The organism is Vibrio sp. HB236076 (assembly GCF_040957575.1).
Taxonomy (GTDB): Bacteria; Pseudomonadota; Gammaproteobacteria; order Enterobacterales; family Vibrionaceae; genus Vibrio.
Window position 1 is genome coordinate 394,888 of the sequence record NZ_CP162601.1, and the last position, 16,779, is coordinate 411,666.

Here is a 16,779-nt window from a genome sequence, read left to right on the forward strand (position 1 = left end):
GAGGCGGCTTTTTAGCTTGGTCAAGCGATTGAACTCAGGCAATTAACTGCGGATTGCGATCGCTTCAATCTCAATGCCAACATCTTTAGGCAAACGCGCGACTTCGACACAAGAGCGAGCCGGATAATTCGCAACTTGGTGCTCGTCAAAGAATTCACCGTACACTTGGTTGACAGCAGCAAAATCATTGAGGTCTTTGACAAAGACCGTCATTTTGACAATGTCTTTGACTTCTAATCCTGAGGCGGCAACAACGGCTTTTACATTTTCAAGAGATTGGCGCGCTTGAGCTTGTATATCCGCTGGCACATCACCGGTCTCTGGGTTGACAGGAATTTGGCCAGAGGTCATGACCATGTTACCTAAGTCGACGCCTTGTACATAAGGGCCAATGGCCGCTGGTGCGGCGTCGGTGTGTAGTACTTTTGTCATTGTTGTGTTTCTTCCGTTTTGTTTATGTGACCGAGTTAGTGTGCCCTAGGTAAGTAGGGGGTGCAAGGAATGTATGTCCGTTTAACACAGTTCAAGAGTCCGCTTCACTTAAAGCCGTGTAGGGCAGTTTGAAATAGTCCGGTTCGCTTAAGCACTGTGTTTCCCTTGCCACTTGGAGCGCAACGATCTTGTTAGTGTGTCTTACTACCCCACACTGTGTTTCACTGTCTCCTGTCGTCATAGGGGGATTTACGCCAGCGTTGCCACCATCACGGCCTTAATGGTGTGCATGCGGTTTTCGGCTTCATCAAACACAATGGAGTGTTTTGATTCAAACACTTCTTCAGTGACTTCTAAGCCTTTCATGCCGTATTTCTCAGCGACTTCTTTACCAAGGGTGGTTTCATCATTGTGAAAAGCGGGTAAACAGTGCATAAATTTCACTTGCGGATTACCAGTGAGTTCGATGACATTTTGGTTAATCTGATACGGCTTCATCAAAGCGACGCGCTCGTCCCAAGCGGCTTCATCTTCGCCCATAGAGACCCAAACATCAGTATAGAGGAAGTCACATCCAGAGACACCTTGCTCGATATCTTCAGTGAGGGTGATGTTGGCGCCGCTTTGTTCTGCTATCGCTTGGCACTCGGCAACTAAGTTTTCTTCTGGCCAAAACGCTTTTGGCGCAACGAGGCGAATATCCATGCCCATTTTGGCGGCGCCGACCATCAAAGAGTTGCCCATGTTATTGCGAGCATCACCTAAGTAAGCAAAGCTAATCTGGTTGAGTGGTTTGCCTTGGCCGTGTTCGAGCATGGTTAAAAAATCTGCCAAGATTTGGGTCGGGTGAAACTCATCAGTCAGGCCGTTCCATACGGGGACACCGGCATATTCTGCGAGGGTTTCAACAATGTCTTGTCCATAACCGCGGTACTCGATCCCATCGTACATCCGACCCAGTACTCGAGCGGTGTCTTTCATCGATTCTTTATGACCGATTTGCGATCCACTTGGGCCTAGGTATGTCACCTGAGCGCCTTGATCAAACGCGGCAACTTCAAAGGCGCAGCGCGTACGAGTCGAGGTTTTTTCAAAGATCAAAGCAATGTTTTTTCCCTTTAACTTGGGTTGCTCGGATCCGGCGTACTTCGCTCGTTTTAGCTCGGCGGCCAAATCGAGTAAAAATTGTATTTCTTTTGCACTAAAGTCGAGTAACTTTAGAAAGTGGCGGTTACGCAAATTAAAAGCCATAGTAAAATCCTTATTAATCTTCTGTGTCTAGTTAAACATATAAATGCTCATTTTGTGAATAATTATTTTATTATTTGATGGAAATCTTTGGTGATTTCGGCAGAGTGTGGACACAGTGATCATTTTTGATCTTCACAAGATAGCAAAATAGGGGCGATGTCGCGCTCTTCTTGGCAGGAATCAAACTGAAAACGAAGATCCTCGCATTGTTCAGGTGGTATTTTTCTGTGAATCATGCCATATTCGCTGTCGTATTTTTTTCTTCCCACCTTGATCATTTTGGAGTTGAGCCCATGTCTCAAGAAGATGAATATCTATCCGTTGAAGCCCTTATTGAAATTCAAAAAGAAGAGACTCGCGAAATCATCGCAGCCTTACTTGAGGACGGCAGCGAACCCGATTCTCTGTATGAAATCGAACATCATCTTTTTGCAGAAGACTTTGAACGTCTAGAAAAAGCCGTAGTAGAAGCGTTTAAAATGGGGTTTGAAGTACTCGAAGCGGAAGAAACTGAAGACGAAGACGGCAACAAGCTGCTTTGTTGTGATGCGACCATGGAGTCGAAATTAGATCCAGAAGTGATCGATCAGCAAGTTGAAAAGTTGATCCATCTGGCTGAAAAATACGACATCATCTACGATGGGTGGGGAACCTACTACGAAGGTGAAGATGCCTTGTACGACGACGAGGATCTCGACGAAGACGAGTAATGATTCTGGTTGTCACCCGCACAAATTGAAAGCCAAGTGATCCACTTGGCTTTTTTTATGTCGGTGAATTGGCATAATCGCTTTAATGTGATCACGTGTAACCAATAAAGGCAGTAAAGGCAATGCAGTATTCTCTGGCCACCTCATGGCAATTAGAGGCGATAGGCGACACGGTTATGCCCAGAGTGGAGGTGGATTTTCCCAATACCTTTGTGAATGTCTTGCCAGAAACCGTCACTGCGCAGCAACTCGAGCAATGTGAGTGGTATCTGAGTCGTGACTTTACCGTCGACGAAGCGCTATTGACGCGTTTTTCTTCCGTTGAGCTCGTTTTGGGTGGCATTGATTACCCAGTAGAAGTGCGTTTAAACGGTATGGCATTATTTGATTACCCGGTAGGGGTGCCTGAAGTCAGAAAAGAAATTTACCAAGCACTACACTTGGGGAATAACCGGCTGGAAATTTTGTTTGTTGAGCCCGACGATGAAGACGTTTGGTTTGGGGATCATGAGATAGACAGTCAACGTGAACCTCAACAAAAGGTGCCAGTAACAGATGAATGTGAACCTAACCAATACAAATCTCTCTATCTCAAAGGGATGTGGTTGGCACCTTATCTCAATTGCAGTCATCAATTACACCTCAACCAAATTAGCGTTGAACAAATTTGGCACCACGGCTTAGGCTGCGAAGTGAAAATTCAAGTTCAGTTTTCGGCGACCGAAATCGGCATGCAATTACACACTGCGCACATTCGCTTTGGTGCCATGAGCTATTGCCTTCCGGTTGATGTGCGAAGTGGCACAGTCAGCGCCATTTTTCACCTCGATGCGCCACGTCAAGTGGCAGCGCATAATACAAGCATTGAAGATGCGACGTACCCCTTTGCCGTTGATTTAGATGGTCAGCATTTTGAAGCCTTTGTCACATTAGTTAAAGACGCAGAGCGTCGCGTTTTCCGCTTGGGGGAGTCTTAGTCAACGTGAGTCGCTGTTTTTTAAGCATAGATTCGTTGGTAATGTGTTTAATCACCGGCGTCTTTTCTCGGGATTAATTCTAGGTCACAAGCTTGATTTGTGCCATTAGTAGACTATTGTTATAAAAGAATAAAAATAGGACGATACTCATTAATGCTTAAACGGTTTTGGAATGTGAAGCTCAGCATTCGCTTAACAGTTACCACGCTTTTTCTTTTGGTGACCAGCTTTTCCATCATCATCTCTCTCTCGCTGCAATATTATTTCGGGCAAGAAAATGCCAAGCAGTCAGCGATCACCTTGTTTAACAATAGCGCTCAATCTGCCAACGATTGGCTCGATGATTTTGATCATCGCAACCGAACCTTGGTTGATCTGATTGCACAGTTTCCCGAAGTGCGACGTATTCACCTCGATAGCCATGATGATGACAATCGCAATGATGAGCACGAGGTCAGTCAGTTACTGGCGAAAATGATGGAAAAAAATGCCCACATCTACAGTCTGTACGTGGGTTACGGTAATGGCGATTTATTTCAAATGGTCAACTTGGAACACGACCCGACGTTGAGGACGCGTTATCAAGTGAGTGAAAAGACGCGTTGGTTAGTCGTTTGTATCTTTGAACACCATGGGCAGCGGATCAGAGAAAATGCGTTTTTAGATGCGGACTTTAATTTGCTTTCGCACGATGAACAGCCAAGCTCTTATCGTGCGACGCTTCGTCCTTGGTATCAAGGCGCCTACAAAACCGACCAGATAATTAAAACCAAACCTTACTTATTTTACGACTTACAGCTGAATGGGATGACTTATGCCAAGCGCATTGAGGGCAGTCGCAATGTCGTTGGTATGGATATTTCCATCAGTGCGCTATCGGGCTACCTCGACAAACACAATCAATTTAACAATGAAGTCGCTTTAATTTTCAATCAACAAGGTCAGATCAGTGCAAACTCATTAAAACGCACGAAAAGACAAAGTACTTATCCCACACAGCCCTTAACCTTGAGTGCAGAGCAAGTCCAAGACATAGAGGCGCTAGGAACCATCAATGTTTCTAATCACCTCGACTGGCAGCCGCTGGATTACCAAGTGAGTGGGCTGCCAAATGGTTATGCGGTGGATATGTTTAAGCGCTTGGCCAGTAAATTGACCTTGCCGATCAAATTTAATAATGGGCATGACTCAAAAGCTAAACGGTGGATTGAACGTTCATCGGGTATTGATGTGAGTACCCAAGTGTCCCAAGTGGGGAATCGTTGGCAAAGTAAGCCTTATGTTTGGCTTGATGTCGGGGTGTATCGCAAAGGTAGGCAGCAATACCAGACGCTTTCATCCCTTAATGGACAAAAGATTGCCGTCGCCAATGTACTGCGCTCCACTGAGTGGGCTCGACAGCAATGGCCGAACTCCGACATTGTTGAGGTATCGTCGGGGCAGGATGCTTACCGCGTGCTAGAAAAAGGTCAAGCTGATGTGGTGATTGATATTGTTGCTGTGATGGAGCATCAGATCCACAGCCGTTCACAAGCGAGTGTGTATCGGCAAACACAGTTGACCGCATTGCCAAAAGTTGGGTTGTCATTTTATGTCCAACGTAACAAGCAAGCCTTAATTCCTTACCTAAACCTGGCCATTGACGCTTTGTCTCAGCGGGAAAAGGAGGCAATGGCAGAGCGTTGGCTCAATTGGCAAGAACCCAATTCCACGATTAAACAGCGTATCATGGCTGGTCACTTGCCATTTGATTCATTACTGGAGAGGGCAAAATCGCTTAAAGCCCATCAATATACACTCTATCAAGTGAATGAGAGGGATGGCACTTACAGCATCTATATCGAAAACCAAGGTCGCACAAGTGAGCAAGAGTATTTGGCTTTTATCGTCCCGTCAGATGACTTGTTTGCCGATGAAATGGAAAAAGTGTACACCTCTTTAGCAATCACGTTTGCGGTGCTGTTGGTGTTGATTCCCATGGTTTCTTATAGCACTCGTTATATTGCCAGGCCCGTGAAAGCATTAGCAAAGCAAAGCCGCAATATTCAAATGCGTAAATTTGATCAAGTGAGGCCGGTTAACACTCGCATTAGTGAAATACGTGAATTATCGGAATCCACTCTGGAGATGTGTGCTGCTATCCAAGAGCATGAGTCGAATCAACAAGCGCTATTGGATTCTTTTATTAAGCTCATCGCTCAAGCCATTGATGAAAAATCGCCTTACACCGGAGGTCATTGCAAACGCGTCCCCATTTTAGCGATGATGCTGGCCGAAAAAGCAAGTGACGATCACTATCCAGCGTTTGAAACATTTAGTTTTGAAGATGAGAAGGTAAAACGCGAGTTTGAAATTGCAGCTTGGCTACACGATTGCGGTAAGGTCACTACGCCGGAGCACATCGTTGATAAAGGGACGAAACTCGAGGCGATTACCAATCGTATTCATTTGGTTCGCATGCGTTTTGAAGTCATGTTACGCGATGCCAAGTTAAGCTATTACCAAGCGCTTGACCAAGGGGTAGATAGCGAAGTCGCCAAAGTCAACCTCGCCCGCCGAGAGCAAAAACTGCAAGAGGACTTTGCCTTTATCGCGCAGTGCAATATCGGCTCGGAAGGCATGTCGGGCGAAGATATTCAACGTCTCAACATGATAGGTCAACAAACTTGGGTGCGCTATTTTGACGACCGTTTGGGTTTATCGCCGTTAGAAGTACAGCGATTAGCGTCTTTTCCGCAAGCGACTTTACCTTGTGTGGAACCGCTTCTAGCCGATAAACCTGAGCATCTTTTTACCTGGTCAACTCATCCAAGCGAAAGAGTAGATAAAGAAATAAAAATGCCCATTCCCGAGTATCAAGCCAATTTGGGAGAGTTGTATAATTTGTGCATTGAACGAGGGACCCTAACCGAAGAAGATCGATATCGCATCAATGAGCATATTGTTTCAACCATTAACATGCTCGAAGCGCTGCCTTTACCTGCGGAGCTGCAACGCGTTCCAGAAATAGCCGGCGGTCATCATGAAACCTTGATCGGGACGGGATACCCAAAACAATTGACCAAGGAGTCATTGTCGATTGAAACACGGATCTTGGCGGTGGCTGATGTTTTTGAAGCCTTAACCGCCGCCGATCGCCCGTACAAAAAAGCCAAAACCTTAAGTGAAGCGGTACAAATATTGAGTTTTATGGTCAAGAGTAAGCAGTTAGACGAGGATGTGTTTTCCTTGATGTTACGCGAAGATATTCATTTGGCTTATGCCAAGCGATTTTTATCTCCAGAGCAAATTGATGACGTCGATAAGTGGCTTTATCTGTAGTCGTTAGGGCGTGTAGTCAGTTCAATGTCGTGTTGTGCTTCATTTAATTGCCATAGCGTTTATTGAGTGAGGAGTGTTGTTTTTGATAAACAATGACTTGATTTCTCCCCGACGCTTTGGCCTTGTACAGGGCTTCATCGGCGGTGTTCAACCACTCTTTGAGTGTTTGAATGGTTTTGTTCTCTAAGCTACTGATCCCTAGGCTGAGGGTGAGTGGAATCGCAATGGGATCATGTTGCAACGGCGCATTGTAAATAACATTCTTCTGTTCTATGGCTTGTCGAATGCGTTCTGCTAACTTGGTCGCATCGCTTTCACCACAGTGATTTAGTACGATCATAAACTCTTCGCCACCAAAACGACCAAAGAGACAGTGTTCAGGTAGGTAAGGGGTAATGGTGTTGGCAAGATGCTTAAGTGCTTGATCACCGGCATCGTGTCCCCATCGGTCGTTTACTTTTTTAAAGTGGTCAATATCCATCAAGATGATAGAGGGATGAGTTTGTTTTACAAAATGATGCTGCCAAGTCTCGTTTAAGTAATCAATAAGCCAGCGTCGATTGGCCAGTTGCGTGAGTTCATCGGTGTAGGCTTGTTTGGAGAGTTTTGATTCCAGTTGGCTTTGTTTGCTGATGTCTTGAATAAAACCAATAATTGACGAGACTTTTTGATCCTCAGCTCTGGTGCGCCCGACAATTCTCAGCCATTGAACCTGGTGTGGGTTAGGCTGTCGTACAGAAACTTTGACATCAAAGTTCGTATGCTGATGGACCGCCTTCTCTAAGGCATTGAGTACTTTGCTTCTTTCGCTTACCTGTAAACAGGGCAGTGCGTCATCAACTGTGATTGTTTGTTGACCGCTTCGCTGGGTGATGAGTTGCTTAAAGCCATCGTGGGTGAGGTGTAAAGCGCCGCTTTTGACCTCATAGGAAAACCCAGAAAAGGCGGCAATATCACCGGCGGTTTCCATAATGGAGCGCAACCTCTCGGAATCGCGCTCCACGGCTTTTTGTGCTCTGAGATCTCGACCAATGAAAAGATAGCCAAGCAATTGATGTGCATCATTTTTAATCGCAGTGATAGACAAAGACATGGGAATCGTTTGTCCATTTTTGGTGAGGTAGTGATATTCCTTTTCTTCAGCCCCCTCCATATCGGCCTTTTCGACGAGATTAAAGAAGTCATTTGGCAGGGGGGAATGAGCATTTTGGCGAATTTCATGTGTTAGGTGAAATTGGCAAGGCGTCTTTTGATTGATGACGTCATCGGCTTTATATTGCAAGAGACTTTCGGCTGTTTTATTAAAGTGGGTGATTACCCCTTCTTGGTTCGTGGCAATAATGGTGGCGTTGGCCGAATCAAATATCGTATTTTGCAGCAAAATAATATTGTCTAGCGTTAACTGTTGCAGCGTTTGCTGGGTAATGTCCTGACAACTACCGATAATCGACTGTTTGTGACGCTGAAAAATAAATTGAAACCAATGATCTTGTTGTTGCAATATGCATTGGCTTTTTGAACCGGGTTGTTGACCGGCCAGTTGATCAAAGTGTTGGTGTAAGGTGTGTAAGTTGGCATGGGATAAAGTCTGGTTTAATGAATCCCAGTTAAATGACAAATGCGCATCGTGTTGGAAAATATTGTGAAAATTTTGCGATACTCGCCATTCTTGATGATGGAAGTCGTAACTGAAGCTGCCCATTTGCGCCATTTTTTCGGCTTGATACAGTTGGTTCTCCATTTCTATTTCATGGGTAATGTCGTGGAAAAAACCAATGTAACCCTCTGTTTTTCCATAATGATTCTTAACCGGTGAGACCGTCGCATTGAGCCAAAAAGTTTGTTTTTCTTTGTCTTTTTGTTTCATGATGCCTTGCCAGATCTTATCTTGATGCAAGGTTTCCCACATCGGTGTTAAAGAAGGACAGTCGATGAGTTCTGGCTCAAAAATTGAGAACGAGGCGCCGATCAGCTGTGGTTTGTCAAATTTAGACAGGGCCAAGTAGTTGCCGTTGATCTCTGTAATCGTGCCATGGTCATCAAAGTTAGCGATCAAACTGAAGTGATCCAGACTGTGGTGCAGGGCTTTAAGGTGGGCAGTTTGTCGGCTTAATGCTTTGGATGTATTTTCAAGTTCCTGGTATTGAAGTATTTTTTCATGTGCCGCTAGAGCACGTCCAAACTGATCTGCGAGCAATGTGGCAAATAATATCTCATCATTCGTCCAGGTTTTTATTGGGCCAATGTTTTCACAGCACACGACACCGACGGTCTTACCATTGATGCGGATCGGGGCATCAAGCATTGAGGTGATGTTTAACACGTCTAAGTAGCCGACGGTGAACTCGCTGGTTATCGGGTCGCTAAAGGTGTCGTTGGCAACAATAACAACTTCTTTGTCGAGAGCATCAAAGTAATTTGGAAAATTCAGGCGTTTTAACACGGTACTGGTATCGCGGAGGTTGTGATGTTGGTCGATAACTAGGGTCGCCGCTAAGTCCTCTCGTCGTTCGCTGTTATAGAGCCAAAGGCCGGCTCGATGTATATTTAGCCCCGATAGTAAGCTACCGACGATAAGTTCTGCTGATTGCGTTAACAATCCGCTGTCGATGACCTCAGTGGTCATGATCTGGTTTATCAGTTGATGTTGGTTTGCATTCATTATGAATTATTCTTGTCCCTAGCTTGATCAAGTATAGCAATGGGAATCCAAGTGGGTGTGACGACAGGGTATTTTGTGCAGTTAAATGTGAACAAGGTTTGATATTGGGAGTGTAGGTGGTTCGTAGATGGTATGGGTGTGAGGGGGGAATCTCGATTCTCTCTAATAGAAAGACTGGCTTTGGGCTTAAATCTGTTTGTCGGTGTGTGTATAATTCGTTTTGTTTTTTATCGTATCACTTTTAACAGAAGTTCAATTGAGGTAAATCAGTGTCTAATCCAGATAAAACAAGCACCTATCCTATGCAGCGCTTCTCTGTTGCACCCATGCTCGATTGGACGGATCGACACTGCCGTTACTTTCATCGCTTACTGAGCCAAGAGGCACTACTGTATACAGAAATGGTAACCACTGGTGCCATTATCCATGGTAAACACGACTTTTTGCTTTACAGTGAAGAAGAACAACCGGTCGCCTTACAGCTCGGCGGCTCAAATCCTCAAGAACTCGCTCACTGCGCCAAACTCGCTGAGCAACGCGGTTACAACGAAATTAACCTCAATGTGGGTTGCCCATCGGATCGGGTTCAAAATGGTCGTTTTGGCGCTTGTCTGATGGCAGAGCCTCAGCTTGTGGCAGAGTGTGTTGATGCCATGAAGCAAGTCGTTGATATTCCGGTTACGGTAAAAACACGTATCGGTATTGATGAACAAGACTCCTATCAATTCCTAACCGATTTTGTCGGCATGGTCTCTGAAAAAGGCGGTTGTGAGCAATTTACTATCCATGCGCGAAAAGCATGGTTAAGTGGCCTTAGCCCGAAAGAAAATCGCGATATTCCACCACTCGACTACCCAAGAGTGTACCAATTAAAACGCGACTTTCCCCATTTGACGATGGCCATCAATGGGGGGATTAAATCACTTGCAGAAGCCAAAGCGCATCTAGAACACTTAGATGGCGTCATGATTGGCCGAGAGGCTTACCAATCGCCCTATTTACTGAGTGACGTTGACCAAGTGTTGTTTGGCAGTGAAAAGCCAGTTGTGAAGCGCTCTGAGGCAGTCTTAGCCATGTTCCCGTATATAGAAGAGCAATTGAGCAAAGGCAGTTATTTAAATCACATCACGCGTCATATGCTGGGTATTTTCCAAAGTATGCCGGGAGCTCGCCAATGGCGCCGACACATTAGCGAAAATGCTCACAAGCCTGGTGCCGGTCTTGAAGTGTTAGAAGACGCTTTAGCTAAAATTCCCAGCGAATTAGGTGTATAGTCATACATCGTTTATTGATTCGATTGCACAACCTTGTCTTCCATCCCATTTTTTTAGCACAATGTTAGGTAATCGCCAGCTCTGAATGGGTTGGCGATGGAATTTAAGGTGGAGAAACACGATGGAATTGATTTTTTTATTGGCTTTTGCTGCGATTCTAATTTTGACCGGCGTCACAATGGCAAGCGTATTTTTAGCGATTTTTATCGGATTTGTCGTGATGATGATTTTCGGCATGTTAGGCTTAGTCATCAAGTGGTTACCTTGGCTAATCGGCATTGCATTGCTCGTCGCTTTGGTGCAAAAATTGACTCGATAGGAACAAATATAATGCGTAAAACCATGACTGGCTTTGCCAAGTATTTCGCTATTGGTGCGGGGGTAATCGCGATCACCACAGTGGCGAATCGGGCGGTTGCAAGACCACTGGGCATGACTCCGAACTATTCTTTTTACACGGTGAAAGTCGCGGCCAATTCTTGGTGGGCTGATAGCAATGTCGATGGCGTTTTACGCACGACCAAACAAGTGCCGTCTTTGGGCTTTGCCTTTGAGACGGGTTTTATTTACTGGCCTAACCTGGGTTTTGAGTATTCACAACTCGATACCTTTCACAGTCAATTTGATAAATACGACGTCAGCTTGTATTACCCTTTGGTCAATCAATACGCCTGGCAACTCGATCTCGGGCTTACCTGGACCAAGCTCAAAGATGGTCTCTATATCAATGCCGATGAGACTCAACAAGGTACCTTTGAAGAACAGTTTTTCAATGGCTTTATGGACATCAGCGTCCCTCTGCCTTGGGCTTTTTATGGTTGGGATTTGTTTGGCAAAGCTGTGATTGGTGGGCAAGGCGGTGTTAAACAATACGATACTCAATACGGCCTTCAATATCACTTCCCCTACCAAGGGGTCAATGTGACGCTAAAAGGGGGATATCGAGATCTTGAGTTATCGTTTTCAGGGACACAAAATACACTCCCAGATGACGCCAGTATTGATTTAGATGGTTGGTTTGTTGGGGCGCAACTGGCCTTTTAACAACGCGGTTTCTCAGTTATGGACGCCTTACTTAAGCAAAAAACTGGCAAACACGGCAAGGCAGGTTATACATAAGTGTTATTTTATTTCCCTTTCTAATATTAATTTTATATATAAGTCATTTTTTCTCGTTTGTTGGCGGTTTTTTGTCCATAGTTAATGATGGATAGGCCGATAAGAGAATGGATTATGACTATCACGGAATTACAGCACTTGTATCGCGACCATCAATTGACTGAGGCGGTGATCGAACCTTCGGTCCGTGAAGGTAATTGGGTGATAGAATTTCGCCATATCAAAGGCGGTTTTATTTTATTGACCGACCATCTCGGTGTGGAGTGCCTTTACGACGATCTCGATGAAGCCTCTAAAAATGCCCTCGCCATTGGTTTTCAGCAAGTTCGTATTGAGTCCTTGTAAGCCATTGACCCTGGTTACTTCCAAAAAGTTATAAAACATTCACATCTATTCTTTCTTGTTATTTCCGGAAATGGTTACTCTATTCGCACGCAATGAATAGGGATGTCGAGACCATGTCTTCTCAAAATAAAATCTCAACAAATACGAGCAATGCTAATGGGGGCGCTGCACTGGCGAGCCCATTAAACGATCAGCAGCTTGGCCTGCTGCAACAAACAATGAGTGAACTCTCTCCGCAACAAATGGCTTGGGTGAGTGGTTACTTCTGGGGGTTGAGCCAGGGCCAGCAGTCTGGTGCGGTCGCACCTGCGCCAGCCGCCGCGGCTAAACCCGCTGGTAAGCTGACCATCATTTACGCCTCTCAAACGGGGAACGCCAAAGGGGTGGCTGAATCTCTTGAGCAACAAGCCGCCTCAATGGGAATCGCAGTCTCTTTGTATGACGCAAGCGATTACAAAGGTAAAAACCTAGCGAAAGAGACGCATGTGATCATTGTTGCGTCAACCAATGGTGAGGGTGAAGCGCCAGATAACGCTATTGAATTGCATGAATTTCTTCAGTCAAAGAAAGCGCCTAAATTGCCTGATTTACAATACGGTGTCATCGGCCTTGGCGATTCAAGTTATGAGTTTTTCTGCCAAACGGGTAAAGACTTTGATGCTTTCTTAAGTAAGCAAGGCGCGACGGCCTTTATTGAGCGTATTGATTGTGATGTAGATTACGATGAGTCCGCGGCGCAATGGAGCGAATCTGCCCTAGCCAAAGTCAAAGACATGCTGGCTCAAGAGCCTGCGGCACAAGTGGTTTCTCTCCCTGTTGGCCAAGCGTCTCACGGCGCCTCGCAATACAATAAGCAAAACCCCTTTACCGCGACTCTATTGACCAGTCAAAAAATCACTGGTCGCGACTCTGGTAAAGATGTTCGTCACATTGAAATTGACCTTGAAGGTTCTGGCCTACATTACCAGCCTGGTGATGCATTAGGCGTTTGGTTTGAAAACAGTGATGAGCTGGCAAAAGAAATTCTAGCCAATGTTCAGCTCTCGGGCGCTGAAAGTATTGACGTCGATGGTGACAGTCTTTCTATTCATACCGCGCTAGTTAAACACTATGAAATTACCGCAGCGAATCCACAGTTTATTACTAAATTGGTAGAGCTGACCGGTGATGATGCGCTCGCTAAATTGGTTGAAGACAAAGAGGCGTTGCGTCAATACGCCGCCAATACTCAGATTGTCGACATTTTGAAACAAGTGAAGCCGCAATTAACACCAGAGCAATTGGTTGGTTTATTGCGACGTTTAACTCCGCGCTTGTATTCGATTGCTTCTAGCCAAGCGGAAGTGGATGAAGAAGTACACCTAACCGTCGGTGTGGTTGAATATGAACACGAAGGACAGCATCGTCTTGGCGGTGCGTCTAGCTTTTTAAGCCGTCGCCTTGAAGAGGGTGACGAAGTGAAAGTGTTTATTGAGCATAACAACAACTTCAAACTGCCTGAAGATGATAACACTCCGGTGATCATGGTGGGTCCTGGTACTGGGATTGCACCGTTTCGCAGTTTTGTTCAAGAGCGTGAAAATCGCGACGCAGAAGGCAAAAACTGGTTAATTTTTGGTGATCGTACCTTTACACAAGATTTCTTGTATCAAGTGGAATGGCAAAAGTATCTCAAATCAGGGGTTCTTTCTCGCTTAGACGTGGCATTTAGCCGTGACCAAGCAGAAAAGGTTTACGTGCAACAGCGCATTTTGGAGCAAGCCGAACACGTTTGGCAGTGGCTTCAAGAGGGGGCGTACTTGTATGTGTGTGGCGATGCCAACCGCATGGCGAAAGACGTCCATGAAGCCTTTATTTCTGTCGCTGAGCAACAAGGTAAATTGAGCCGTGAAGAGGCTGAAACCTATATTAATGATTTACGTAAAGCCAAACGTTACCAGAGAGATGTGTACTAATGAGTGATAAACAAGAAGTCTTGGGCCAAGTGCTCGGTCCGTTGTCCGATAATGAACGCCTAAAACGCGAAAGTAATTTTTTGCGCGGTACGATAGAACAAGATCTTCAAGATCGCATCACCGGTGGCTTTACAGCAGATAACTTTCAGTTGATCCGTTTTCACGGTATGTACCAGCAAGACGATCGCGATATTCGCAATGAGCGTACCAAGCAAAAGTTGGAACCACTGCACAATGTGATGTTACGTGCGCGTATGCCTGGCGGGATCATTAAACCCGAACAATGGCTAGCGATTGATAAATTCGCGACGGAACACACCATGTACGGCAGTATTCGTCTTACTACTCGCCAAACGTTTCAGTTTCACGGCGTGTTGAAGCCGAACATCAAATTGATGCACCAAACCCTAAATAGTATTGGTATTGACTCGATTGCCACGGCGGGAGATGTCAACCGAAACGTGTTGTGTACCTCTAACCCGGTTGAGTCTGAGTTGCACCAAGAAGCCTATGAGTGGGCCGCCAAGATCAGTGAACACTTATTGCCGAAAACACGTGCTTACGCTGAAATTTGGTTGGATGGCGAAAAGGTTGAAACAACCGATGAAGAGCCGATTCTAGGCAGTAACTACTTGCCGCGTAAGTTTAAAACGACCGTTGTTATTCCACCTCACAATGATATTGATGTGCATGCTAACGATTTAAACTTTGTCGCCATTGCCGAAGAGGGCAAATTGATTGGCTTTAACGTCTTAGTGGGTGGCGGTCTGGCAATGACGCACGGCGATACCTCTACCTACCCACGCCGAGCCGATGACTTTGGTTTTATTCCGTTAGATAAAACTTTAGATGTGGCGGCCGCGGTGGTGACAACACAACGCGATTGGGGCAACCGCTCTAACCGTAAAAATGCCAAGACCAAGTATACGCTCGATCGCGTTGGTATTGATGTGTTCAAAGCGGAAGTTGAACAACGCGCCGGTATTGAATTTGCCGACAGTAAACCTTATGAATTCACCGACCGAGGCGATCGAATTGGTTGGGTTGAAGGTATTGATGGTAAGTTCCATCTCGCTTTGTTTATCGAAAATGGCCGTTTATTGGACTACCCAGGTAAACCGCTTAAAACCGGCGTCGCCGAAATTGCCAAAATTCACCAAGGTGACTTTCGCATGACAGCAAACCAGAACTTAATTGTTGCTGGTGTGCCAATTGAAATGAAAGAAACCATTGAATCGATCGCTCGTGAGCATGGCTTGATTGATGATGGCACGTCAGAACAACGCAAAAACTCAATGGCGTGTGTGGCATTTCCTACTTGCCCACTGGCCATGGCAGAAGCAGAGCGCTTCTTACCAGAGTTCGTGACTGAGGTAGAGTCGATTCTTGATAAACACAATCTAGACAAAGACGAGAACATCATCTTACGAGTGACGGGGTGCCCAAATGGTTGTGGTCGCGCCATGTTGGCAGAAATTGGCTTGGTGGGTAAAGCTCCGGGTCGATACAACTTGCACTTAGGCGGTAACCGCGCGGGGACTCGTGTACCAAAGATGTATAAAGAGAATATTACTGAAACAGAAATCCTCGATGATATCGATGCACTTGTTGGTCGTTGGGCTAAAGAGCGTGAACCAGGCGAAGCCTTTGGCGATTTCACCATTCGAGTTGGCATTATTGAGGAAGTTGTTGTCTCAAAGAGGGATTTCCATGCTTGATTCTGTCGCTTCACCATTGAAGTTAGCAGAACTCCTCACATTAACTAAGGTGGAGCAGAGTCTCCGCCTAGCTGAAATTAATGTTGAGCTAGAGTCGCTAACCGCTCAGCAACGCATTGCTTGGGCATTAGAAAATTTAGAGGGTAACCATGTGGTATCGTCTAGTTTTGGAATCCAAGGGGCTTTGATGCTGCACCTTGTGACTCAAGCAAAACCTGATATCCCCGTGATTCTCACTGATACGGGTTACCTTTTTCCTGAAACCTATCAATTTATTGATCAACTGACGGAACAACTGAGCCTCAACCTCAAAGTGTACCGCGCGCCAATGTCGCCAGCTTGGCAAGAAAGTAAATACGGCAAACTGTGGGAACAAGGCGTAAAGGGCATAGAGCAATATAACCAGTTGAATAAAGTTGAGCCGATGAGGCGTGCACTCAATGAGTTAGAAGTGGGCACTTGGTTTTCTGGTTTGAGACGTGAACAGTCACAATCTCGTTCTGGGTTGCCAATCTTGTCGATTCAAAATGGGGTGTTCAAATTCTTACCGGTTATAGATTGGACCAACAAAGACGTCCACTATTATTTAAAAGAACACGGTCTATCGTATCATCCCCTTTGGGATCAAGGTTACCTGTCGGTTGGTGATACTCACACCACCAAAAAGTGGGAACCCGGAATGAAAGAAGAGGAAACGCGCTTCTTTGGCCTTAAGCGAGAATGTGGACTGCACGAAGAGAATAATGAGCAAGACGGCTCAGGTATATAACGTTGACGGTGACAATGTTGGCTATCGCAAGATAGCCCATTGTTGCACCCTTTGGCTTTAACCCGATTATTTCATCATTCATTTCACCTTTTCTCTCTCTTACTTAAGCGTGATCCTAGTGCGCGCCTTATTTGGCCATGACAGAAAACAGGCTTAAACATTGTCTCTAGTGGGTTTGTTACCCCCGTTTCTAGATCGTTTAGTTCATCAATGTGGATAACTCTGTGTTTATCTTGTTTTTAGTTG

The 16,779-nt window shown here is 45.4% G+C and carries 13 protein-coding genes; 10 read left to right on the forward strand and 3 right to left on the reverse strand.

The window, feature by feature from the left end; translation table 11 throughout:
• Positions 1-42 precede the first annotated feature (42 nt).
• Together AB0763_RS01930 and AB0763_RS01935 are read right to left on the reverse strand one after the other, a co-directional pair.
• The gene (locus AB0763_RS01930; RefSeq protein WP_306102104.1) at positions 43-432 is read right to left on the reverse strand and encodes a Rid family detoxifying hydrolase; all 390 of its coding nucleotides are present in this window, start codon (positions 430-432) and stop codon (positions 43-45) included.
• Positions 433-681: 249 nt separating this feature from the next.
• Positions 682-1,683, reverse strand: coding sequence for an ornithine carbamoyltransferase (locus AB0763_RS01935; RefSeq protein WP_306102103.1), 1,002 nt, complete (start codon positions 1,681-1,683; stop codon positions 682-684).
• Positions 1,684-1,976: 293 nt separating this feature from the next.
• Here AB0763_RS01935 and rraB point away from each other — a divergent pair, with 293 nt between their 5' ends.
• The 3 genes from rraB to AB0763_RS01950 all read left to right on the forward strand — a co-directional run bounded on the left by rraB (position 1,977) and on the right by AB0763_RS01950 (position 6,691).
• Positions 1,977-2,393: a ribonuclease E inhibitor RraB gene (gene rraB, locus AB0763_RS01940; protein ID WP_306102102.1), complete on the forward strand. Its 417-nt coding sequence runs from the start codon at positions 1,977-1,979 to the stop codon at positions 2,391-2,393.
• A 122-nt stretch (positions 2,394-2,515) separates the two neighbouring features.
• Positions 2,516-3,370: a hypothetical protein gene (locus AB0763_RS01945; RefSeq protein WP_306102101.1), complete on the forward strand. Its 855-nt coding sequence runs from the start codon at positions 2,516-2,518 to the stop codon at positions 3,368-3,370.
• Between the two features lie 153 nt (positions 3,371-3,523).
• Positions 3,524-6,691 (forward strand): HD domain-containing phosphohydrolase, encoded by a 3,168-nt coding sequence (locus tag AB0763_RS01950; protein ID WP_306102100.1) that lies wholly within the window; start codon positions 3,524-3,526, stop codon positions 6,689-6,691.
• 43 nt (positions 6,692-6,734) lie between these two features.
• On the opposite strand, the gene AB0763_RS01955 is transcribed toward AB0763_RS01950, so the two are convergent.
• Positions 6,735-9,353, reverse strand: coding sequence for a diguanylate cyclase (locus AB0763_RS01955; RefSeq protein ID WP_306102099.1), 2,619 nt, complete (start codon positions 9,351-9,353; stop codon positions 6,735-6,737).
• Between the two features lie 269 nt (positions 9,354-9,622).
• Here AB0763_RS01955 and dusA point away from each other — a divergent pair, with 269 nt between their 5' ends.
• From dusA to AB0763_RS01990, 7 genes are all read left to right on the forward strand, one after another.
• The gene (dusA, locus tag AB0763_RS01960; protein ID WP_306102098.1) at positions 9,623-10,627 is read left to right on the forward strand and encodes a tRNA dihydrouridine(20/20a) synthase DusA; all 1,005 of its coding nucleotides are present in this window, start codon (positions 9,623-9,625) and stop codon (positions 10,625-10,627) included.
• A gap of 121 nt (positions 10,628-10,748) precedes the next feature.
• Positions 10,749-10,946, forward strand: coding sequence for an envelope stress response protein PspG (locus AB0763_RS01965; RefSeq protein WP_306102097.1), 198 nt, complete (start codon positions 10,749-10,751; stop codon positions 10,944-10,946).
• An 11-nt stretch (positions 10,947-10,957) separates the two neighbouring features.
• A complete protein-coding gene (locus AB0763_RS01970) occupies positions 10,958-11,671 on the forward strand; it encodes a hypothetical protein (protein WP_306102096.1) in 714 nt (237 codons plus the stop codon).
• A 189-nt stretch (positions 11,672-11,860) separates the two neighbouring features.
• Entirely contained in the window at positions 11,861-12,091 is a 231-nt protein-coding gene (locus AB0763_RS01975) for a hypothetical protein (protein WP_306102095.1), read from the forward strand.
• Positions 12,092-12,204: 113 nt separating this feature from the next.
• Positions 12,205-14,046 (forward strand): assimilatory sulfite reductase (NADPH) flavoprotein subunit, encoded by a 1,842-nt coding sequence (locus tag AB0763_RS01980; RefSeq protein ID WP_306102094.1) that lies wholly within the window; start codon positions 12,205-12,207, stop codon positions 14,044-14,046.
• A complete protein-coding gene (gene cysI, locus AB0763_RS01985; RefSeq protein WP_306102093.1) occupies positions 14,046-15,764 on the forward strand; it encodes an assimilatory sulfite reductase (NADPH) hemoprotein subunit in 1,719 nt (572 codons plus the stop codon). The genes AB0763_RS01980 and cysI overlap by 1 nt, the downstream gene beginning before the upstream one ends.
• Complete coding sequence (locus AB0763_RS01990) at positions 15,757-16,533, forward strand: phosphoadenylyl-sulfate reductase (RefSeq protein ID WP_306102092.1); 777 nt, start codon at positions 15,757-15,759, stop codon at positions 16,531-16,533. The genes cysI and AB0763_RS01990 overlap by 8 nt, the downstream gene beginning before the upstream one ends.
• Positions 16,534-16,779 lie beyond the last annotated feature (246 nt).